This is a genomic window from Paraflavisolibacter caeni (assembly GCF_025628885.1).
Classification (GTDB): domain Bacteria; phylum Bacteroidota; class Bacteroidia; order Chitinophagales; family Chitinophagaceae; genus Flavisolibacter; species Flavisolibacter caeni.
Genome location: NZ_JAOTIF010000007.1, coordinates 186634 through 209329, shown reverse-complemented (window position 1 = coordinate 209329; position 22696 = coordinate 186634). Strand labels below are relative to the sequence as shown.

13 protein-coding genes are annotated in these 22696 nt (G+C 41.8%); all 13 read right to left on the bottom strand.

The annotated features are described in order from the left end of the window. Positions 1-19: 19 nt before the first annotated feature. The 13 genes from OCK74_RS11810 to OCK74_RS11750 all read right to left on the bottom strand — a co-directional run bounded on the left by OCK74_RS11810 (position 20) and on the right by OCK74_RS11750 (position 22695). On the bottom strand, positions 20-1957 hold the full coding sequence (locus tag OCK74_RS11810) for a RagB/SusD family nutrient uptake outer membrane protein (RefSeq protein ID WP_279297246.1): 1938 nt from the start codon (positions 1955-1957) through the stop codon (positions 20-22). Between the two features lie 22 nt (positions 1958-1979). Then, a complete protein-coding gene (locus tag OCK74_RS11805) occupies positions 1980-5267 on the bottom strand; it encodes a SusC/RagA family TonB-linked outer membrane protein (protein ID WP_279297245.1) in 3288 nt (1095 codons plus the stop codon). A 506-nt stretch (positions 5268-5773) separates the two neighbouring features. Then, entirely contained in the window at positions 5774-6781 is a 1008-nt protein-coding gene (locus OCK74_RS11800; protein WP_279297244.1) for a GntR family transcriptional regulator, read from the bottom strand. Positions 6782-7001: 220 nt separating this feature from the next. After that, entirely contained in the window at positions 7002-7250 is a 249-nt protein-coding gene (locus tag OCK74_RS11795) for a hypothetical protein (RefSeq protein ID WP_279297243.1), read from the bottom strand. A gap of 320 nt (positions 7251-7570) precedes the next feature. Further along, complete coding sequence (locus tag OCK74_RS11790; RefSeq protein ID WP_279297242.1) at positions 7571-8401, bottom strand: universal stress protein; 831 nt, start codon at positions 8399-8401, stop codon at positions 7571-7573. A 157-nt stretch (positions 8402-8558) separates the two neighbouring features. Further along, on the bottom strand, positions 8559-9950 hold the full coding sequence (locus OCK74_RS11785) for an efflux transporter outer membrane subunit (protein ID WP_279297241.1): 1392 nt from the start codon (positions 9948-9950) through the stop codon (positions 8559-8561). A gap of 82 nt (positions 9951-10032) precedes the next feature. Further along, positions 10033-13212, bottom strand: a complete 3180-nt coding sequence (locus OCK74_RS11780) for an efflux RND transporter permease subunit (protein WP_279297240.1) — start codon at positions 13210-13212, stop codon at positions 10033-10035. Between the two features lie 80 nt (positions 13213-13292). Further along, complete coding sequence (locus OCK74_RS11775) at positions 13293-14489, bottom strand: efflux RND transporter periplasmic adaptor subunit (RefSeq protein ID WP_279297239.1); 1197 nt, start codon at positions 14487-14489, stop codon at positions 13293-13295. 118 nt (positions 14490-14607) lie between these two features. Then, the gene (locus OCK74_RS11770) at positions 14608-15210 is read right to left on the bottom strand and encodes a TetR/AcrR family transcriptional regulator (RefSeq protein WP_279297238.1); all 603 of its coding nucleotides are present in this window, start codon (positions 15208-15210) and stop codon (positions 14608-14610) included. Positions 15211-15418: 208 nt separating this feature from the next. After that, positions 15419-17662 carry a glycosyl hydrolase family 95 catalytic domain-containing protein gene (locus OCK74_RS11765; protein ID WP_279297237.1) on the bottom strand — a complete coding sequence of 748 codons (2244 nt, stop codon included), beginning with the start codon at positions 17660-17662 and terminating at the stop codon, positions 15419-15421. A 292-nt stretch (positions 17663-17954) separates the two neighbouring features. Next, complete coding sequence (locus tag OCK74_RS11760; protein WP_279297236.1) at positions 17955-19574, bottom strand: arabinan endo-1,5-alpha-L-arabinosidase; 1620 nt, start codon at positions 19572-19574, stop codon at positions 17955-17957. Positions 19575-19739: 165 nt separating this feature from the next. Continuing rightward, positions 19740-20903, bottom strand: coding sequence for a glycoside hydrolase family 88/105 protein (locus OCK74_RS11755; protein ID WP_279297235.1), 1164 nt, complete (start codon positions 20901-20903; stop codon positions 19740-19742). 82 nt (positions 20904-20985) lie between these two features. After that, positions 20986-22695 carry a hypothetical protein gene (locus OCK74_RS11750; protein ID WP_279297234.1) on the bottom strand — a complete coding sequence of 570 codons (1710 nt, stop codon included), beginning with the start codon at positions 22693-22695 and terminating at the stop codon, positions 20986-20988. Position 22696 lies beyond the last annotated feature (1 nt).

The following is a 22696-nucleotide window of genomic DNA, read 5'->3' as shown; positions in this document are numbered from 1 at the left end:
TCTATTTACAAACCTTTAATTACCATCCCGGGTTTTGACCATCCCAATCTTTTCCGCCCAAATAGTTCATGCTTATTTGATTGTATGGGAACGGTACATAGTAATACTTCACAGGAAATGATCTTGTTCCATAAGATATAAGTTCCCAGTTGAGGAAGGGATTGGTAGGCTTCGGATTCACGCCATTCTTGGATGCCGTAACCGCGAAACCATGAAAAGTTTGACTCAATACGGTATGAGCTTTCAGCCAGCGGTGCAAATCGTTATAACGGTGCATCTCAAAGGCCAGTTCTACGGTACGTTCATTTTGAATATCCTCTCTGAAAGCATCGGTTGAAGCAGGCGATTTGGCTGGCATACCGGCCCTTGCCCTGATCAGGTTTAAGTAAGTAGTAGGCTCACCGGCAGGTCCTGAATATTCATTCAACGCTTCTGCATAACTGAGGTAAAACTCGGCCAGGCGGAAAACAGGCCATACAAAATGGTTATCATTCATATTGTCAACGCGAGCAACAAATTTTACACTCTCTACGGCGCTTCCGGTAGCATCACCAGCGTTCGTATCATCGACTATGGCACCTTTAGAATAAGACCCGTCAGTTGCCGCCTTGTAATAAGCAGCAAACGTTCTGCTGTTGTTAAACCATTGCCCGGCAAAAGCAAGAGACTGGTAGGCGCGAGGATCTAGATCCAGCTTCAGGAAATAATCTTTAAAATCCAGTCCGCTTGGAGTAGCGGTCCATTTTGTACCATTCTTTTTTTCATACAATTGCAAAAATTCAACGGGTACATTGTTTTTAGCGCCCCAACCGTTCATGCGAATCTTAGAAGTATTGTAAAAACCCCATTGATTCCATTGACTTCTGTCCGGATCTTTTTGATTGAACGTATTTACCAATATCATTTCGGGGTTACCATAGAGTCCGAAAGTCTTTCCATCCTCACTGGTATATACATTGTTACATACCGCTTCATAATCGCCCAGGCCGGCATAAGTGTCGGTATTGGCATTGGTGGCAGGCTTTGGTGTAGAAGACACCCACAACTTAACTCCGGAAGCCGGAGCAGCGTCAATAACTGCTTTGGCAGCATCTGCCGCTCTTTTCCAACGTTGTTTGTCATAAGTAGGATAGCACAGAACGGAATCCCTGGCATCGCCAAACCGGGCGCCAGCAACCATGGACTTCATATCACTTGGCGTATTATAAAGCGGGCTGGCGGCATATAATAAGATCCTTGCTTTTAAAGCCAAAGCCGCCAGGCTGGTTACTTTTCCATAATCTACGCCCGCACGAGTTGTCGGAAGTAAAGCAGCAGCCTGGTCGCACCAGCTTACAATACTATCTACAACAGACTGAACAGAAGCGCGCGGAATTGAAATCTGTCCGTCACCTGACAACACGCTGGTTACAATAGGAACTCCACCATAAAGACGAAATGCGCTGTAATGAGCCATTGCCCGGCAAAATATAGCCTGTCCTTTCACATCAGTGATCCAACCCGGGGTTGCATCAGATACGTTATCAATATTCTTTAAAACAAGATTGGCTTTCCTGATGGCTTTGTACCAGCCTGTAAAAGGAGGTGCATCAGCACGTGAAGCACTGGTAGGCCCCCTATCAATAGCTGCTGAAGGGGTCATGTTACCAAAAATGTAGTATTGATAATTGTAATTGGCAGCAACCCAGGCAGCACCCGGGAGTGTTAAGTGTACATTGTCCGTAAGGGCATCCTCACGGCAATCGGCCGATTCGGTTAACACAAAGCCCGATGGAACGCACCATTTGTACATATCTGCTACAGCATATTGCGCCTGCATTTGCGTATGAAATATGGTGTCTACCGTTACTGCTCCGCCTTTAGGCTTTTCCAGGAAATCTTTTGAGCAACCAGTCATCATGCCTGCCCAAACCATGCCGGCAAAAAGCAGAAGAGGTATATATATTCTTTTCATCATTTTGTCTTTTTCGGATTAATAATTAAAAACTAACCTTAAACCCTCCATTATAGGTACGAGTCAATGGATAACCCAGGTAGCCCAGGTTTTCGGGATCTCCCCAAATAGGATACTGGCTCCATGTGTACAGGTTGAATCCATTTGCATATACCCGAACCGAACCAAGTCCCAATTTTGCCAAAACTCCGCGCTGGAACGTATAGCCCACTTCAAGGTTTTTCAACCGCACGTAAGAAGTATTGATCAGGAAATAGGTATTCTTGTAGGCCTGGCGGTTATAAGCAGCTATCGGGAAATTAATAGCCTCCCCTGCTGCATAGCGGTCAAGGGTAAAGCGGTTCCAGTCCACTTCAAAAAGGGCTTCCGTTGTACCATTGAAGTGCAGGTTTGTTGCCGGCATAGGATTAGCCGCTACACCTGCTGCTCCTTGAAATAATACAGAAAAATCAAATCCTTTGAAATTAAACCCAAGTGACATCCCAAAAGTGAAACGAGGAATGGAGGTATTGCCGGATCTTACATAATCCTTATTATCAATAACACCATCAAAATTCACGTCTTTCATTTTAATGTCGCCAGGCTGTAAAGCCACACCAGAGAAGGAGAGATCTCTTTGATAAACCGTCATTCCGGTTGCATTTTTATATTCCTGGCCTTCAGCATTCAAAGCTTTCACAGGGTTGGACAATATGGGATTACCATCTTTGTCCACTTCATAAAGGTCTGCCCATGAATTAAATAAGCCATCCGCCTGCAGGTATGATCCCTGGCCGATAGGCTTACCTGTTTCTGCCTGGTATTCAAGACCTGGAACTATCGGTTCATCACGGAAAACGATTTCATTCTGGTTATTGGAAACATTCCCCTTTACCCAATAGTTAAAATCACGGCCCGTTTTATCATTGTAAGTGATTTCCAGTTCATTACCCCAGTTTTTCGTTTCTCCAAGATTATAAGGAGGCAAACTGGCAGCCACTATGCCCGGAACAGTTCCTCTATACCAAAGGATATCTTTCCTGTGTTCGTTGAAGTGGTCATAGGTTACGCTTACTTTATCTTTAAAGAATTTGGCTTCAAAGCCGATATTCATTTTTTGCGCCGTTTCCCAGGTTACATTTGGGTTGCCGAGTGTACTCTCCCAGGCCGATCTTACTTTATTACGGTTAGAACCATACATACCAAAGTAATAACCATTCATATCACCGCTGCCGTAGGACCATACGTCGGGCAAATACAGGTAGCGTGAGCCACCAATCACATCATTACCCACGAAACCGAGCGAACCCCTGACCTTCATGAAAGTAACATAGTCGTTCACAGGCCAAAATGATTCTTTACTGGCTACCCATCCCAATGAATAAGCCGGAAGGAAACCAAACCTTTTCCCCTCAGGGAAGTTTTCCGATCCATTGTAGCCCATGTTATACTCTGCCAGGTATTTGCTTTTATAACCATAGGTTACCCTGCCGACAACACCTTCATAAGCATGGGGAAGGTGATAAGCCAGGTTAGGATCGAATTTCTTTTCCAAATTAAACATAGCCAGGCCTGTAACGGTATGGTCGCCGAAAGTACGGTTGTAGTTCATTGCGAACTCTGCGTACCATTTACGCCATTTACCTGAATACCAGTTGTCCCACCTTTGTGAAGGCGATTCGTTGTTCAGTCGTACCCAAATCGGGTCCAGATTGTCCCCATTAGGATTGGGGCGCACAGCCCACTTTACAGGAAAGGCTTGCCCGCCGGAAGTGCTGGAAAAATAGCTATCATAAGCGCCTCTTGCACTTGCAGAAAGACCACGTGTAATAAAATCCAGTTTGTGTGTTAAGCGAATAGCAGAATTGAGCGTACTGTTGTTATTGATATTATACTGATTCCGCATGGCCAGACTGTACAATGGGTTAAATTGTTCAGCTTCACGTTCCTTAATAAATACAAATTTGCCATCGATATAACCGGGAGAACCCATAGGATTCGTCCACATAAGATTCTTTTCATAATTATACCCGTCATTGTTCATACCTGAAATTTGAACAAACTGGGTTCCCAGGTCCAGCGCAATTTTGAAATTGTCGGTCACATCAAAATCAAAATTGCCTCTCAGATTGTATCGATCCTTCCTGTAGTCCAATTCTCTAGAGAAAGGCATATAATCGGTTTTGAATAGCCCGCCTTGTGATAGGTAGCCTGTGGAAAGAAAATATTTCAAACCTTTGGTCCCCCCTGTTATGTTAATATTGGCTTGCGACTGAGATGCAAAGTCTTTGAAGATCTGGCTTTGCCAATCCTGGTCGGGGTGGAAATACGGATCATAATAAGGATTTTTGGATCCGTCAGCCAAAGTTGGCGTATGAGCATTTTGATAATACTTCACATCTTCTGCGGTGTATTGCGGTACATAACCAGTTTGTCTTTTCTGTACAAACTTGGCCCAGCCATCAGCCTGGTTCAGCACATCCGCATCATTGGCATGTTGTTGCCAGTAAGTTTCCAAAATCTGCTCATTCCGAAGTGTGGCATACTGGTAGGAATTAACATACTTGGGCAAGTTTAAAAATTGCGTAGCTGCCGACTGAACCGTAGCGTTGATCTTGGGAGCGCCTTCCTTTCCGCGTTTGGTGGTAATGAGGATAACGCCATTGGCGCCACGCACACCGAATACGGCCGTAGCAGAAGCGTCTTTAAGAATACTGATGGTTTCTACTTCATTCGGATCAATATCGTTATAAGTATCTCTAACCACCCCGTCCACCAGTATCAAAGGAGCCGTATTCCCGGTAAAAGTACCTACCCCTCTTACATACAATTTCGCGGCATCATCACCAGGTTTACCCGAAGATTGAACGGATACCAGGCCTGGTAACCGCCCGGCAAGCCCATTACTAATGTTGGCAACAGGCGACTGTACGATTTCTTTGGCAGATACTGTACTAATGGACCCAGTTACGGATGCTTTCTTTTGTTGTCCGTAACCTACTACTACTACATCCGACAGGGAAACCATATCGGTTTTGAGCGTAATACTAAAATTAGTGCGGCCGCCCATGGAAACTTCCTGGGCCACATGACCCACAGAAGAAATCACCAGTACGGTTGACGAAGGTGAAACTGAAAGGGAAAAATTACCCTTATCATCAGTGGCTGTTGAAATGGTAGATTTTTTTACAGTAACAGTAGCCCCTTGAATTGGGTTGTTACTTTCATCCTTTACGATCCCGCTGATCGTTTTTGTTTGAGCAGAGGCCTGCTGTGTGGCTAGTGCTGATAAAAAGAATACCAGCAGCAACCACATGAGTTGTCTTTTTCTCATATAAGCTGTTAATGTTTGTAAGAAATTTTAGATTACATTTTACTCCAAAGTATCTTTCTAAATACCTGGCTGTCTAAATACCTGGCTGTGGAAAAGGGGAATAACGACTGGATGGAGGACGATTGTACTGCCAATAAAAATGGCGGACATAGGCAAGTTTCTCTTTCATAAGATTCTGTAGTTCATGATTTTGATTCATATAGCAGCAAATTTTCAAGGCAAAATTGTCCTCAATATGCCTCTGCTCCCAAAAAAAGCACTACGTCAAAACCTCTACAATAAAAAATAATAATATTGAATATCAAGCATTTATAAAAATACCACCTACTTCAACATACGCAACTGCAAACTTTTTTGACTTCTTATACCTGCTTTAATGCATGATAAGGGAACAATCACTTACGGATCGCTCAGGTAAAACCCAGGATGATTTGAATGATGGGATGGGAAGAAATATGATAATAATTAGCTAGGCTTGCCTGTGAGAATTTCAGAAGATTTTAAGTCTAAAGTGATTTTCTAAGAATCAGATGAAAAGGGTTCTTTGCTTTTTTGACCTGTCCATTAAGGATCTGGCAGGCAGCTGAACGGCCCATTTCTTCAAAATCTGTAGAAATAACAGTAATGTCCAGAAGCTCCTTGAAAACAGTCTCATTAAAAGAAATAATGCCGATCTCCTGGCCAAGCTGGTAGGTAGAATTGCGAACTTTTTTGATCAAAAGCGCTAAATCCGATTCGGTTATTACAATATAAGCGGTTTGTGGCAGCAAAGCCTCCTCTCCTACAGATGAAACCACAGAAAATCCTTTTTGGTGCTCCAGGCAGAATTGCAAAACACCTTCAGTAATTTCTGTGGGGTGATGGCTATATTTTGGGAAAACCAACACCAGCCGGTCATATTTTTTCATCAGGTCTGCAGCTTCTTTTAAGGCGTAGTAAATATCCCATTTGAAATCCTGGTATATCGATATGTGATTTCCTTCTAATTCAGGTACATGCTTATCCAGCAGAATCAATTCGTTTTCAGGGATCATTTTTAAAACTGACAGACACACCTCTTTTTCAGCGCCATGAAAAAAATGGGGCATAATGACATAGTAATGGTAAGCCCCTTGGCTGGTCTCCAGTATTTCCTTAAGGAGATGGGGATCATAATGATGGATCTGTAAATCTACTTTCGCTTTTTCCCCCAAAGTTTGCAACATACTGTCATAAACCATTTTTTTATAAGAACTCAGTTTATTGAAGACGAGTAGCACTTTTATCCTTTGATCTTTTTTTCCCTGTACGAAATATCCCTTTGCGGCAACAGAAATAATGTACCCTTGTTCTTTTAAATCTTTATAGGCTTTTTCCACTGTATCCCTGGCAACTGAATACTGTTCACTGAATTCGTTGATGGAGGGCAAACGTTCATCTTTAAGGAGCTTTCCCTTTTCTATTTGCGCTACAATAGCTAGAACAATCTGTTTTACTTTAGGGAGCTTATTATTATTGATTTTAATACGCTGCATAGTTTTGGTATCACCAGTTTAAAAATTGAAGCAATATTACAAATGCTGCTTAATACTACCCCATTTAAAAAATGATTTATACCTCTATTATGTCAGAATCTGGCGGAAGTTGGATATGGAGCTCATACCTGGCAGATTACCATCGTAGCAGGGTCGCTGCTCCATAGTTTTGTTGCCCAATAAACGTTTCTCCCCGGATAAAACCAACTAATGGAATGAATCAGTGCAATAAATCGTCAATGGATATAGCCTCCAGGTAAGGCTTCAATAATTTTGTATTATCAAAAACACAGTATTCCTCTATAGCCTTGTTTTTGAGATTACAATAGGTTTCTACGTAGTAGTTGTCCAACTGAAACAGAAAAACCATGTAATCAAATTTATTTCTTTTGCCAATCAGTATCCCTTCATGAAGAACTACCAATTTCTTTTTTTCCTCGCTTAGTAAGATAAAATCAGAAAGTTTCATAGTTGTCTTTTTAAGAGTTGACTTGAATAAATGCTTACCAATAACCTTAAAATAAAAAGATGCAGAATGACAGTATACCGAAAATCTTTAAAAATGATACATCTGACTAACAACTGAACTTAACTTGAAACTTTTTCTACAATAGGCATATCATGTGAGGCTGAAGAGGGTTTACATGCCTTTGCAGATCATAGAGGCACTAACAAAGTTATAGTATTATGAACAAATAGCAAGCCCATCAAACTATCTTTCTAATTTCCACAACCCGGAGATTTATTTTATTTTTCAGCGTTCTAAAAATAATTACTTCATACCTTTTACTATCCTCTACAAGTATTTGGCACAACCAATAGTGGTATTTGCGACTTTAATACGACAGTTCTTGTAGTACTTAAACGAACAACGTTTTTCCAAAAACTGAGCTTATGAGGGACCATCACTAACAGGTTTGCCCCTAATTCCTTAATTCCTTTTTCAATACCCTCAACTACACCTGTTTCTTCAATTTCCCTATAGGTATGAGCAACGTCATTCAAAGCAGCTTTGGTATTAGCATCTACAGGTTCTTTCAAAGTATATTCTTTTGCTCTATGAGCAGTTTCCACATGAAAAACCTGCACTTCTGCCTTAAAACTTCGCGCTATATCTTTCACTACTTGAAGCTGGGTTCCCTTTTGCAGGCAATTGGAGTCAAAAGCATATAAAATCCTTTCAATTCCTGTAAATGATGCATTATTAGGTACTACTAAAACAGGATACTTAGCGTCCCTGATAACCGAAGTAGTGGTATTACCAAATAACCGGTCACTCCAGTCACTGGTATGCATACCCATCACAACCAAATCGGCTTGTGCACCCATTACAATTTCTTCCAATGCATTGCTGACATCAGACATTTTTGTTTGAACATCCACAGTAACCCCAAATTTGTCAGATACTTGCAATGCAATATTTTCTAATCGTTCTTGATTATCCTTTAGTAATTCAACGAAACTCTCTGCCGGAAGCAATGTATTGGATGCATGCACAGGAAGTTGAAAGGCATTGAATAAAATAATCCTGGCATTCATAAAGGAAGCCAAAGCGCCTGCATATTGAAGTGCATGATCAGCATTGGAAGAAAAGTCTGTTGCAACCACAATAGTTTTCATAAGCCAAATTTTATAGTGTTCTAAAGATATCATTTCAGCTTACCAGAATTTATAATCATTGACTGTCTTTAACCTGATAAATCTCAGTTCTTTATAAGAAAAAAGGTCATAGGCATTTGCCGCCTATGACCTTTCATAAATTTCTTGAATGAGTTATCTATTTCCAGCCTCCGCCTAAAGAACGATACAGATCAACCGTAGCTTGTAATTGCAGCAGTTTATCATTGACCCGTCCTAATTCAGCGGCCAGTAAACTTTGACGTGCAGTGATTACCTCGTTATAATTGGCAAAACCATTGCGCAGAAGTTCCTGGGTATATTCAACCGAACGTTGCAAGGCGATTAACTGCAGCGAACGCACATTCATTTTTTGTAATGCTGTCGCATGAAGGGAAAGCGCATCTGAAACTTCACGACCTGCTACCAGCAACGTGTTTCTGAAATCAAACAATGTGGCTTGTTGCTGCTGTTGTGCGATAATCAAATTAGTCCTGTTCAATCGCTTGTTGAATATGGGCTGTGTCAATCCGGCACCGATTGCTGAAGCCAGTGAAGATGGATTGAGAAAACTACCCAACGACAAACTGGTCAAACTTGCGGAACCATTAATGGTTAGTGCCGGATAAAAGGCAGAACGGGCAACATTTGTAAGTTCAAAGGCATTCCTGTAAGCCAACTCGGCCTGTTGAACATCCGGCCTGTTGGCCAGCAATTGAGCAGGCACGCCTGTTTGAAGTAGATCTACTGTTGACTGATCATCCAGCCTGCTGCGGTTGATGGCAGCGGGAGGATTGCCTAATAGTATGCTCAAAGCGTTCTCTGTTTCTTTGATGCGCTGTTGAAGATCCGGAATAGTAACTTCGGCGGCATAACGTTGCGCTTCACTTTGCACCACGGCAGCTTCAGTTACTATTGCGGCTTGTTTTAATGCCCTCATCGTATGCACTGTCGTATCCCAGTTTCTTACCGTCTGTTCTGTTATTGCCAATTGCTTATCCAGGGCAAGAAGCGTATTATAATAGTTGGCAATTCCGCTTACGATACTGGTTTGAATTGCCCTTGTTGCAGCTTCTGTTTGCATCAAATTGGCTAAACTAGCCCTTTTGCTGCTGCTCAATTTACCCCATACATCAATTTCCCAACTTGATGATACTCCAATTTGAAATTGAGTAGCATTGGAGCGTATTCCAAATCCCTGGGCATTTGATAATTTTGAATCTGTTACGCCCGCATTTGCATACAATGCAGGAAGTAATGCAGCTCTGCTTTGTTCATAATAGGCTTGCGACTGCCTGATCCGGGTATATGCAACCTGCAAATCCAGGTTTTGCGCGATTCCCTCTGTAATCAATCTCTGTAAAACAGTATCGCTGAATACTTCATTCCAGGGCAGACTTGCCATGCTATTGGTATCATTGGAACTGGCATCACGAAATAAACCCTGTGTACGAATCTCCGGTGATTGGTAGGGTTGTGATACTTTACAAGATGCCAGCACCAAAACCACCAATGAGACAACTAATATATTTTTTAACAACGTTGTGTTCATAATCTCTCAATTATACTTCAATCATCTTCTTTTTACTTCAATGATGAATCATCATTAACTGCTTATCATTTTTACATATTGCTTATTGTACTTTATCTAATACCCATTCTTTTTCAACAACAGCATCATCAAGCAACAATTCATTTTTATGCTTTCCTCTTATTCGTTCCTGCAATGATTGGAAAATGACAAACAATACAGGAATAACAAACACCCCAAACAAGGTTCCTATCAACATGCCGCCTACTGCACCTGTTCCGATCGATCGGTTTCCGGTAGCTCCCGCACCAGATGCCAGCATCAGCGGCACAAGACCAAAAATGAATGCGAATGATGTCATCAAAATAGGGCGTAAACGGGCCTGTGCCCCATCAAGGGCTGCTTGCACAATACTCATCCCCTGCCTCCTTCTTTCCGCGGCAAACTCTACGATCAAAATGGCATTTTTAGCCAGTAGACCAACCAGCATGATCAGTGTGATCTGCACATAAATGTTGTTGGTAATGCCGAAGATCTTCGCGAATAAAAAGGCACCCGACAAACCAATAGGCAGGGATAATAATACAGCAAGTGGAAGGATATAACTTTCATACTGGGCACAGAGCAGGAAGTATACGAATATCAGTACCAGTGTGAAAATAAATACAGTTTGACCGCCGGCAGATAATTCCTCCCTGGTCATGCCGGAAAACTCATAACCATATCCAGCCGGTAATACCTGCGCCGCAGTTTCCTGAACAGCCTTGATGGCATCACCGGAACTATAACCAGGCTTAGGCGAACCATTGACGTTAATAGACGTAAATAAGTTGAACCTGGATATTGACTGTGGACCATACACCCGCTCCAACGTAATAAACTCGGTAATGGGCGCCATAGTACCATTCGCATTTCTTACAAATATATTGTTCAAACTTTCCGGATTGGCCCTGAATAAAGGCTCTGCCTGGTACATAACCCTGTATTGCTTACCAAACTGGTTAAAGTTCGAGGCATATACCCCTCCATAGTACCCCTGCATCGTACTCAACACATCACTTACTGTCAACCCTGCGTCTTTAACTTTTGCTACGTTTACATTGATCTGGTATTGAGGAAAATTCGGGTTAAAAGATGTAGATGCATATTGTATTTCAGGACGCTGGTTTAATGTTGCCAGGAAATCAGAGCTGATCTTGGAAAATTTAGCGATATCGCCACCACTTTTGTCTTGCAATTGAAACTCAAAACCACCCGTTGTACCAAACCCCTGAATAGTGGGCGGCGCAAAAAAGATTACCCGTGCATCACGGATCCCAGCGGTCTTTCCAAACATTTGCCCGATAATGGATTGTACATCCTGGCCTTTCCCTTTTCTTTCGGCCCAAGGCTTCAAACGCATGATCACCATGCCATAGTTACTTCCGGTACCGCTGATCATTCCTCGCCCGGTAATACGGAGAATATTCTCTACCTCAGGTATCGTCCGTGCAATTTTTTCAATCTGTTTCGTTATTTCATCAGTCCGTTCCTGCGATGCACCTGGTGGCAATGCGATGTCACTCATCACGACTCCCATATCTTCATTAGGTACAAAAGCTTTTGGTGTTGTTGCCATCAACACATAGAATAAACCTGCAAAAACAGCGATGCCCCCAATGGCTACCCATTTCCTCTTTATTAGAAATGATACAGAACGTCTGTACTTATGAGTGGTGGCCTCAAAGGCCGTATTAAATCCGATATAAAACCTTTGAAGAAAACTCCTTTTCTGATGTCCATTTTCAAGGTGTGGCTTTAAAAATATAGCACATAAGGCCGGGCTAAGCGTAAGGGCATTAACGGCAGACAGGATGATGGAAATGGCAAGTGTAAGTCCAAATTGTTTATAAAATACCCCTGCAGAGCCTTTGATGAAACTAACAGGTATAAACACGGCCGCCATAACCAATGTAATGGAAATAATAGCACCCGAAATCTCACTCATGGCATCAATGGTAGCTTTCCTTGCCGATTTGTAACCATGATCAAGCTTTGCATGCACAGCTTCCACTACCACAATGGCATCATCCACTACAATCCCGATGGCTAATACCAATGCAAACAATGTAAGCAGGTTGATGGTAAAGCCAAATAGACTTAAAAAGAAAAACGTACCTATTATCGCTACAGGAACTGAAATCGCCGGGATTAAAGTGGACCGGAAATCCTGCAAAAAGAGGAAAACCACGATGAACACTAGTATAAAAGCCTCAAGCAGTGTATGAATCACTTTGCTGATGGAAGCATCTAAAAAATCATTGGCATTTACAAGGTTTACATAATGGACACCTTTTGGAAAACTCTTCGAAGCTTCTTCCAATACACCCAAACTTCCTTCAATAACTTCCTTGGCATTAGAACCAGCAGTCTGGCTGATGGCCACCCCAATGGAAGGCTTACCATTGGTCTTAGTTGTACTGGAATAATTCAGCGCTCCCATTTCCAGGCGGGCAATATCTTTCAAGCGCAATATTTGCCCGTTAGCTGCAGAACGTATAACAATGTCTTCAAACTCTTTTGGACTTTTTAACCGCCCCCTGTACTTGATTACATATTGGAAAGATTGCCCTCCCTGCTCTCCAAACTGCCCCGGAGCTGCCTCCACATTTTGCTCCGCCAATGCAGTACTGATATCACTTGGAACAAGACCATAGGTAGCCATCACATCTGGCTTCAGCCAGATACGCATGGAATATTCCATCTGTCCGAATACAGTAGCATCACCAACACCATTGATACGTTTGATCTGAGGAATCAGGTTGATACTTGCATAGTTTTGAAGAAAGGTTTGGTCATAAGCAGGGTCGTCACTATACAAGGCAAAAATCACCAGGTTACTGCTTTGACGCTTAGCCGTGGTGACACCTGCACGGGTTACCTCTTGGGGTAATAGGCTGGTGGCCCTGGCAACACGGTTTTGTACGTTTACAGCAGCAAGATCAGGATTGGTGCCCAACGCAAAATTCACAGTAATATTGGCCGTTCCATCATTACCTGATGTTGAAGTCATATAGGTCATGCCTTCAACACCATTAATTTGCTCTTCTAACGGTATCACCACACTGTTTAATACCACATCAGCATTGGCACCCTGGTAGGATGCAGAAACCTGTACCGTAGGCGGTGCAATATCCGGGTATTGTGATATGGGTAAGGATATTAAACCCAGCACACCTAATATCACGATCAGCACCGATATCACAGTAGATAATACCGGTCTCTCAATAAATTTTCTAAACATAACTTCTTCTCTTAACGAAACCTCATTTAATAATTAACTCATGATAAATCACTCTACCATCTATAATCTATTATCTATCATCATCTCTCTACATTCGTCATTACCCTATATACACTATCAGAATTCACTTCTCTCGGCTTAATTGCCGCCCCTTCTCTTAAAGAAGCAACTCCTTCCAATACGATTTTTTCACCTGGATTTAACCCCTGCTGAACAACATAGTATTGCCCATTGTTACTATCCATCACCTTGACCTCGACACTCCTGACTGTTCCCGTACTTTCAACAACATAAACAAACTTCTTTCCCTGGATCTCGTAAGTAGCCTTTTGTGGAATCAAAAGAGCTGAATCAACTGTTCTGGGTATTCGAACCACACCACTGCTACCACTCCTGATGATATTACCAGGGTTAGGAAATGTTGCTCTTACACTGATTGAACCGGTTTCTGTATTGATCAACCCGCTGGCAGTTTCAATACGGCCTTTCTGTGAAAATTCTGTACCATTTGGAAGGATCAAGGTAACAGGAGGAATGGTAGCAAGACGTTGCTGAACAGTAGCTCCGGGCGTATTCTTCGAAAACTCCAATGCCATCTTTTCATTAATAGAAAAATAAGCATAGATATTTCCAATGTTGGATACGGTAGTTAAAGGTTCTGCAGTGTTACTACTTACCAGGCTACCAATTTTATGAGGTATGACACCAACGACTCCATCAACAGGACTCGTAATACTTGTATAACCAAGGTTGGTTCTGGCGTTGGCAAAAGAGGCTCTTGCTTGCGCAAGCGCTGCTTGTTTTGCTTGCAAGGTGAATTGCGCCGATTGAAGCTCATATTGGCTGATTATATTTTTCTCTACCAGGGGGCGAACCTTTTCCACCTGCATCTGAGCAGCATTGACGTCGGCCTGCGCAATTTTAATGTTAGCCTGGGCAGTTCTTACACCCTGCTCATATTGTGGTGCACTGATCTGAAAAAGTGGTTGACCTTTTCTGACAGTTGCGCCCTCATCCACATAAATCTTTTCAATGTAACCATCAATTTTTGGACGGATTTCAATGTTCTGTTGACCTTGGATGGTTGAAGGGTAATCTGAAAATAAGGTTGTACTCCGTGAGGTAATGGTAAGAACCGAATAAACTTTTATCTCGTTGGCGCCAGCGCCGCCAGGACCACCAGCTGCACCTGCATTCTTGCCTTTTCCACCACACGACAAGAGAATAAATACAAATAAGAATAAAGGAAGCCCTGAAAGTCGTACACTTTTCTTCATAATTGTTGCTAATTATAATGTTGCTTTTGGAAAATCTAATTTCAAAGGCGGGCAATCGAAAACAATAAAAATTCTTGAAATAGAGAAGCGGTCATCAATGATGATTCACCTCTTCACCTTAATTAAAGAGAAGAGACAAAATCATTTCCTTACGATCCAGCAATAGCTTATTATAAGCTGTATCACTTAAATCAAACATATTTTTAAAAACAGGTTTGGCTACATAAGGATAAGCTATCAATGCGAAAATGTTCATCATATAGTTAATTGGCTTCATTACAGGAATGGTGCCTTTTTCCATTTCATGATGAATTTCCTTTAAAAAATTCCTGATCCGTTCTTTGCCTCCAGGCAAATGGACAAACATTTCTTCGTATTTATGAGGCTCCTGGTTCAACTGAAGTGTAATAAAAGTTTCCAGGTAAGGCAATTCAGTCAGGTCTTCAAAAAATACATCCAGAAGTTTTTCAACTTTTTGTCTAAACCCTAACTGTGAACCAATCACTTCATGAAGTCTTTCCCTCAACTTTGTCAGAGCCTCCGTAAATACAACATTGAACAGCATATCCCTTGACCGGAAATAATAATGCAGCAATGTACGGTTAACCCCCGCTGCATCAGCAATTTCCTGGGTCGTTGCCAGCATCTTCCCTTCTTTTAAAAAAATACGCCGGGCAGTTTCCTTAATATGTTGCTCAGTTTTGCAGTCCTTAACAGGCATTTACGATTTTGTTTGACAATTTTGTTAAACAAAAATAAAGGGAAAGGGTGCAATGAAACTAAAAAAAATCTTAAAAAAAATCCGCTGTGGATACAGCGGACGATGGACAGTTAGTCAAAATTGCATATTTCGATACAGAAAGTATAAACTTTCCAAAGCGCTTACCTGCACTACTACGGAAAAGAAGTTTTTAAAATGAACCCGGGCTTCAATTTTTAGCAGTTAGCTTACTTAATGTTTTTCCCCAATAATTAATTCGTCCATCTTGCTTCACAGCATCAGCCTTCAATGATAAGTCATTCTCGTTTTTATATAAAATAGCTTCTTCGCCTTTCTTAAGTTGAAAAGAATAAGTGCCATTCCCTAAATCCTTCAATTGTACCTGGCCTTTAATCTGTAGCTTTCCCTCCATATTTGGACGAATAATACAAGGCTCACCAGCCAAGCTTTTTATCTTTACCCATTTTGTTTCACCGTCTTTTCGAACCGCACTGATTAAAAATGCGCCTTCCGTTCTTAAGTTTTCAAATGACAGATCCTTCCATGAAGATGGAACTGCAGGAAATACCCTGATCTTTTCGCCCCAGCTTTGTAATAATAACTCCTGAATCGAGGTGGCGGCAGCCAGCGGCGTTTCAATTACAGGCCCTTCTTCTAAATACATCGTATTAGGTTTCGTATAGCCGAATAATTGATTCAGATAGTCAAGGGCTTTATCACCTTGGCCCATTACGGCATGTATTGATGCACTGCCCGTAAATGAAAATCCGGCAAATTCCGATTTAAGACTAAGCCAGTGTTGCAATGATTTTTCTATCAGCGGCCTGCTTTCTGGCTGCTCCCAATTCATGATGCACAAAGGATGAATCATCAGCATATGTGAATAATGACGGTGGGATTTATTAAATGCCACATCCCGGCCAATCCGCAAGCCATTTGCGTCCGTGGGATAATCGGTAAGATTAATCAATACATCTTTCCATCGTGGAGCAAGGCTATCGCCCGGATTTATCTTTAATAAAGTAGCACAGCCCCAACGAAACAATGACAAATCATAATTACAATCTCTTGTAATACCACCGGGGTATTCAGGCGAATGGGTATGCGGCAAATGCCATTTGCCATCCTCTTCTTTCGTCATCACATCCAGGTAATAGTTGATGCTTCCCTTTAACAATGGAAAAAGTTTTGCTTTTACACTTTCGTCCATTGTATAGCGATACTGCAACCAGTAATTATATAAACACCAGGTAAGATTTCCCAGCTCGAGGTCCGATTCTGAAGCAGTTGTATCTCGTAATGGATTCACTTTTACCGGGCTGTACAAATCGCTCGTAGCAGCGCGGCCCAGCGCCAGCGCATTGTGTCGGTAGGCTACAGGTACATTCCTGCTCAGGTTCTCTTTGCCCTCATCAATCATTTTTACAAGCCCGTTAGCTAAATCCAACTGATTGGCTGCGTAAAGCGGCGAATAGGTCAACTGAATATTCAGGTTAAACCAATAAGCCGGCCATGGGGTATACCGAAACCAGGGGCCCATCAAATCTAACGCTGGTTTTCCTTCCCTGGTAGCCGAGGCCAGTTTATATTGCTGTATCCAATAAAAACTTTCCAGTCTTGCATCAGGCAGCGATATAAAACTCTGGGGATAATATTGATGCCACCATTGTCTGTGTACATTCAGCAATTGCTGCAAGTTATCTTTTGCACCATTGCTCACAGTTTGTATTGCCTCATCAACTGAAGATTGTTTTCTATTGATGGCAACTGATATGTAGTATATCTTGCTATTCGCTTTATTTTTAGCGGCCCATGCCGTCGTGTAATCGCCACCGGCAAGCATCGGCTGTTTACAGTATTCAACCGCTCCAGTCATTGCAAGAATAGAGGGTGGATTAGCCACATATCCATTAGGAGTCTTCCTGGATTTTGTGCGGGGGCTAATGGAAACTTCCGGATGAAACTGCCACTGAAATTTTCTTTCACCAGCACTCACTTTCGTTTCAAAAACAATAACGTTCGTCTGTGAAAGTGTAGCTGTACGCCATTGAATCGTTCCTTTATCAGTTACAATCGTTCCATTGGCCTCAGCATTCCATAGATCAAGGCGGGCGGTATTCTTTAAAATTTTCCCTTCCGGTCTGAGCTCAAAATGCCCGATGGGCAAACGAGCTTTTTCAAATGCCGGCGAACCTTCTCTACCATCTATTACATCCGTACGACCCACCTCCAGGCGCAGGGCATTGCTATTCTTCATGTATAGCATAGCGCCAAGCAAACCATTGCCAGTAAAAACGCCTTCTTCCCACTTGGTAGTAAGCGTATCAAACACCAAATCGTTGCGGGAAAGAAATTTTTGCCAATTGATAGCAGTAGTATTTGTTTGAGCAAAACCTGTTTGCGCCAGGAACACTGTAATTATGAGGAAATAGAAAATCTTTTTTTTGTTCATATGTTGTTTAATAGTCATCTCTCGTTTTTTAATGAGCCAAAGGTCTTAGCACCACATCCATTCCGCTCCATTTGGTCTGCATAACATTTTTGCCCTATTAATAAAATTTCACCCAGTCGCCGGTGATAATCGGGTAATGCGGGATTATCCTTAGGAATAAAATTAACTGCATTCAAATTAATAAACGCAAATCTCTTGTAGTACACGTGTAATCTCATCATAACCTTTCGTGGCTGCAATATTTCTATTTCTTTTAATTGAAACTTTTCAACACCACACAACAATCATATCGCTATTGCACTTTTTTTGCCCAAATCGGACGCCCTGTTAAAGTCAGGCCGGAATAGGTAACAGTTACTTTTCGTGGAACAGATTCCCAATTCCATGCATTTGATAAATTATATTTTATATTATTTATGGTAAGTATTCCTTTTGTCGTATCCAGCGACCATGTTCCTGTTACGCCTCCGCTTACCTTTTTATCAATTGTTAACAACATAGTAATTGGTTGTTGAATTACTTTATATTGGTATTGCATGGTGATTTGCTCCCATGTACCAGGAATATATTCTTCCTTAATAGTGGTTTTGGGAACTCCTGCATAACGCTCAGGAGCAATCACAGGCCAACCATCTTCAGTCCAGTGAATTTGTCTAACATGTCCCATCATTACGGCGTTGGACACATTTATGCCCGGTACATTCTCTGGCAATCGACCCTGCGAAGCATAGAACCATTCTTTTGTATCAGGATTTTGAAATATGGAACAATGTGAAATGCCCACCCATCCTGTATGCCCACTAAATGCATAGGGGTGAGTTAACATCGGCCAGCATTCTGCACCAGTGGTTACACTCGCTCCATCGATTCCAACATATGGTCCGGTAATATTCCTAGAACGCGCTACCCGTGTATTATAAGCAATCGAAAGTTCATCATAAGCAAGGAAGAGGTAATAGTACCCTGTAACCTGGTTATAAATGATTTCAGGGCCTTCCAAAGCCTGCCAGCGATTTGTATTTACGTTGCCTCGTCCTGCTATACGTACGCCATAATCATCAATGGTTTCCAGTTTGTCAGGTTTACCTGTTGCCGGATTCAATTTCAGGGCAGCAATGCCACTATGCCACGAACCATAGATCAACCAATGTTCGCCTTCAGGAGTAACAATAAATGTGGGATCAATAGCATTGAACTTAAAATAACCACTCCAGTCATTGGCTCCGTTCCTGGTATAACTCCTTACCCCATCAGGCTCAGAACACACTACCATCCCTTTGTCTACCCACTGATTGGTTGCCAGGTCATCTGATTCAGCAAGTCCAATAAAAGCACGTTCTGTCCACGATGTATTAGGGTCAGTTCCTACAATTGGATTGGTAACCACTACGCTATAATATAACCTGTATTTATTGCCAACCTTCTTTATGTGCGGTGCCCAAAAACCATAACTAGGATTTTCAATTGGAGGCAAGGCTGGCGACATACGAGCCCGCTTATTGTTCAAAGAATCTTTTACCCAGGCAGGTACAGTACTGAAAGCCATACCCATGAATTCCCAATTGACCAGGTCCTTGGAACGACGATAAGGATAATGTCCTTGTCCCTCATGCACATTACCATAAGAAGCGTCAGTCTGGTACATGTAATAATATTCACTGCATTTTTCCACTGTGGGGTCATGTACATTAGCCAAATTCCATTGCGAACGACTAGCCCAGGCAGATATAGAGGTATAATTATCAGCGTAAGTCGGTCCGGCAAAGGTACTTACTGGTGGTATAATAGGAGGATCGACAGTAGGAGTACTGGTCGTTTCCTCATCTTTCTTACTACAGCCTGCGAAAATAACCAGCATTAATCCTGCTAATATGATTGGTAAACTTTTTATTGAAAGCAATCGAATTCTCATTTTTTGGAATGGGAAATTTTGGAAAGTAAAGATTGGAAGAATGATAGGAATAACTTCAACAATAAGTTTCATTCTTTCAACAAAAAGTATCAAAGAACTAAAGTGAGTGAGTTGCCCTGTTTTTATGGACAGTAAAAAACAGGGCAACTCAGTCTAAAATGTTTCTTACAATTTTGGAGCTGTTAGGGCATAAGCACACCACAGTACCGGAGCCTGACCATGCAGATCGCCTGTGAGCCCTTGACGATTGCGGTAATGCTCGCTGCTGTTACCAATATTGGTACCCTCACACACTTTAGTAACATCACCAATCTCATCAATATAACCTGTTGTAAGGGCTATCCAGGCTTTTCTAGCCACACCTCCATATTCTTTTTTAGGTAGCCAGCCTTTGCGCACCCCTACAATCATAGCATAGGTGAACATGGCAGTGCAGGAAGTTTCCTCCCACATGGTTGCGTCATCTACTACTTGCCTCCACATACCATTTTGAGATTGGTTTTCTTTAAGAGTAGCCATCATTTTCAGATAAGCACTCATAATCTTGGGACGGTCAGCATTATTTTGGGGCAGTGCCCTTAGCAATTCCGCCATTCCGACAGCCATCCATCCATTACCTCTGCCCCAGCTAAAGTGTGCTGATGGCGCATGATAAAACAAGCCATTGGGTAATTGAATTGAGTCCAGGTAAACCAGCATTTCCTTGGCTGCCCGATTTAAAAATTTATAATCACCGGTAGCGCGGAATGCCTGTGCTTGTATCGCTGTGATCATAAACATATCATCTAACCAAATACGGGTTTGCCAGGAGTATCCCCCATCAGCCCACTTCTTCTCAGCAGCACTTGCATTTTGAGGGACTTCCCACTGGGTATTGGCATAGCGCATTCCCATATCTAAATACTTCTGCTCTTTTGTTTGTATATATAGTTCCAATGGGAGTGTACCAAAAACGTTATTATCAACATGATTGGGTTTGGGTTGCAACTTAGCTTCAGTAGTAAACAGTGGCTGGAAGCGAGCTTCCAGTTTATTGAATAGCTCTTTATTATTGGTTGCTTTTGCAAACCAAAATCCCCCAAGCCAGGTACACACATCAGGATAAGTGATCTGTGGTGCAGGAAGGTTCATCTTCAATGGGTTGCCATAAGTCGAATGTGGTCGTGAAAGAAAGCGTTCGGTGATTTTAATACCTACAGTCTCCGGATTGGCTTTATCAGGAAAGTTTTTAAAATACTTTATTTGGGCGTTTCCCTGTAATATAAATAAGAAGATAAGTGCTTTAACCCCTATAATTTTGGAAAGGATTCCTGTTCTTGTCAGCCTCATTATTTCAAATTATGTTTTATAAAATATGGTGATAACAGTTGTAACAACAACAGTTACCGCTTAGTGATATTCAATTACTGATTTACAAGTTTCTAGGTTCTGTAGTTGGTTTAGTTGCAAATTGCAACTGCAATTTACCCCACTGAACATCCAGCATATCGCCTTCGCCTTTAGATACGGCTACGTTCTTATCGGTATTCTTAAGCATATCGTCAATAGCCATCGCAAATCCGAGAACTGCGCTGTTCATTTCAGACAGGTTAAAGTCCCTTGAGTCTCCGGAATAAATTACAAAGTCGATCCAGGTCTTTGTACTATCCTTGCCTGTTTCCCATTTACCTTTCAAATCTCCAAACTCCATTTTATAGGGATGAATGTAAAAGGGCAAGCCACCAGCCACAAAAGTAAAGGGTTCAAGAATCGATTTTGGCAGTTGAAGTTTGGTAATTGGAGTAGCAGCATTAAACTCAAAACGGAGTCTTAAATCGCTTGCCTTAAATTGACCGTTTTTAATGCGATCAATGCTAAGGTGTTTATCGCCACCATTTGTAATAAAGTTGATACCGGCAAGCACCTTGTTTTTATCCTGTACACTATAAAAACTTGCCGAGCTAAAGTCAAAAGAATCATGTAGAAGCCTCACCTGGCAGTATTGAGGCTTTTTATCAGTGCCCCAATATAGTAACAGTGGATGACGCTGATTCCACATACTGGCTCTATTAGCTGTTGCTATAGCATATTTTGATGTCATGTATGCAGTCCCTGTAACTTTAGGATTGCTGACAACGAATACATCAGATTCTGTACGTGGATATTGGGGATTTAAAAAATAATGAAGTAAATAAGGAGGTATTTTATGTGTCATTTTAACATCCCCAATAAACGACGGAGCACCTACCTTTCCACCGGATGCCTCATAAAGAATTCCTGAAAAGAGAGCATCCACAACAGGACTATAAGCCCTGCTATGTGGCCCCACCCATTGTCCTGTAGGTTTGTGATAATGACGTGCAATCATTTTCCAGGACAACGCATACAAAGAATCGACCATTGCTACCGCAGCAGGCTCTTTGATATGACGCTGCATTCTGTTTAATTCGTCTATAGCCACTATGGTATAGGTTGGACTATTGTACTCTTCAAAGCCACCTCTTATTACAGTATAATCATAAAAGGTTTTTAAGCGGTTTTGTGCGTATTGAAACATTTCCTTTTGATCAAAAAGCTGGGCTGTTACATAAGTAACATAGGTCCCCATGATAGCTATATTGGTATAGGAAGGACCAACATTTCGCCTTTGAATGGCCTGCGCAGCCAAGAGGATCGCCTTTTGCATCTTTGGTTTCAAACTATCGGGAAGTTCATCCTTATGTTCCATCCATATATCGATTAGGGTTACCGCATTGAAATCTGCCCAGTTGTAGTCAACCGGTGATTTCTTGGTAGCCAGCGGTTCTTCCTTGAAGTATGGCCATACGCCACGAGTACCTGAGCGGCTAACAGTATCCTGAAGGGCTATGGTACTTTCAATAATATCAATTGCCTTATTGACATTATTCTTTCCACCATAGTCCATCAGCTTTTTGGCATAGAAAAGCGAAGCCCTGGTATCATGAAAAGTACCGCTTATAGCATCGGTATGGTAATTCCACCCTTTGAGCTTTTGGGTCAGCATTTTTTCTTTGGGATCATATTTCCCGTCAAGCTCATTTATTGAACTTAACAACCAATTCCTTTCCTGTTTTGAAAGCTTGGTTTGCTGTGCCCAACTGGGGCCAACCATTAAGAGCATC

Excerpts from the sequence above, each read along its gene's own strand:
- OCK74_RS11810 (WP_279297246.1), bottom strand. The coding sequence starts at position 1,957 with ATGATGAAAAGAATATATATACCTCTTCTGCTTTTTGCCGGCATGGTT.
- OCK74_RS11805 (WP_279297245.1), bottom strand. The coding sequence starts at position 5,267 with ATGAGAAAAAGACAACTCATGTGGTTGCTGCTGGTATTCTTTTTATCA.
- OCK74_RS11800 (WP_279297244.1), bottom strand. The coding sequence starts at position 6,781 with ATGCAGCGTATTAAAATCAATAATAATAAGCTCCCTAAAGTAAAACAG.
- OCK74_RS11795 (WP_279297243.1), bottom strand. The coding sequence starts at position 7,250 with ATGAAACTTTCTGATTTTATCTTACTAAGCGAGGAAAAAAAGAAATTG.
- OCK74_RS11790 (WP_279297242.1), bottom strand. The coding sequence starts at position 8,401 with ATGAAAACTATTGTGGTTGCAACAGACTTTTCTTCCAATGCTGATCAT.
- OCK74_RS11785 (WP_279297241.1), bottom strand. The coding sequence starts at position 9,950 with ATGAACACAACGTTGTTAAAAAATATATTAGTTGTCTCATTGGTGGTT.
- OCK74_RS11780 (WP_279297240.1), bottom strand. The coding sequence starts at position 13,212 with ATGTTTAGAAAATTTATTGAGAGACCGGTATTATCTACTGTGATATCG.
- OCK74_RS11775 (WP_279297239.1), bottom strand. The coding sequence starts at position 14,489 with ATGAAGAAAAGTGTACGACTTTCAGGGCTTCCTTTATTCTTATTTGTA.
- OCK74_RS11770 (WP_279297238.1), bottom strand. The coding sequence starts at position 15,210 with ATGCCTGTTAAGGACTGCAAAACTGAGCAACATATTAAGGAAACTGCC.
- OCK74_RS11765 (WP_279297237.1), bottom strand. The coding sequence starts at position 17,662 with ATGAACAAAAAAAAGATTTTCTATTTCCTCATAATTACAGTGTTCCTG.
- OCK74_RS11760 (WP_279297236.1), bottom strand. The coding sequence starts at position 19,574 with ATGAGAATTCGATTGCTTTCAATAAAAAGTTTACCAATCATATTAGCA.
- OCK74_RS11755 (WP_279297235.1), bottom strand. The coding sequence starts at position 20,903 with ATGAGGCTGACAAGAACAGGAATCCTTTCCAAAATTATAGGGGTTAAA.
- OCK74_RS11750 (WP_279297234.1), bottom strand. The coding sequence starts at position 22,695 with ATGCTCTTAATGGTTGGCCCCAGTTGGGCACAGCAAACCAAGCTTTCA.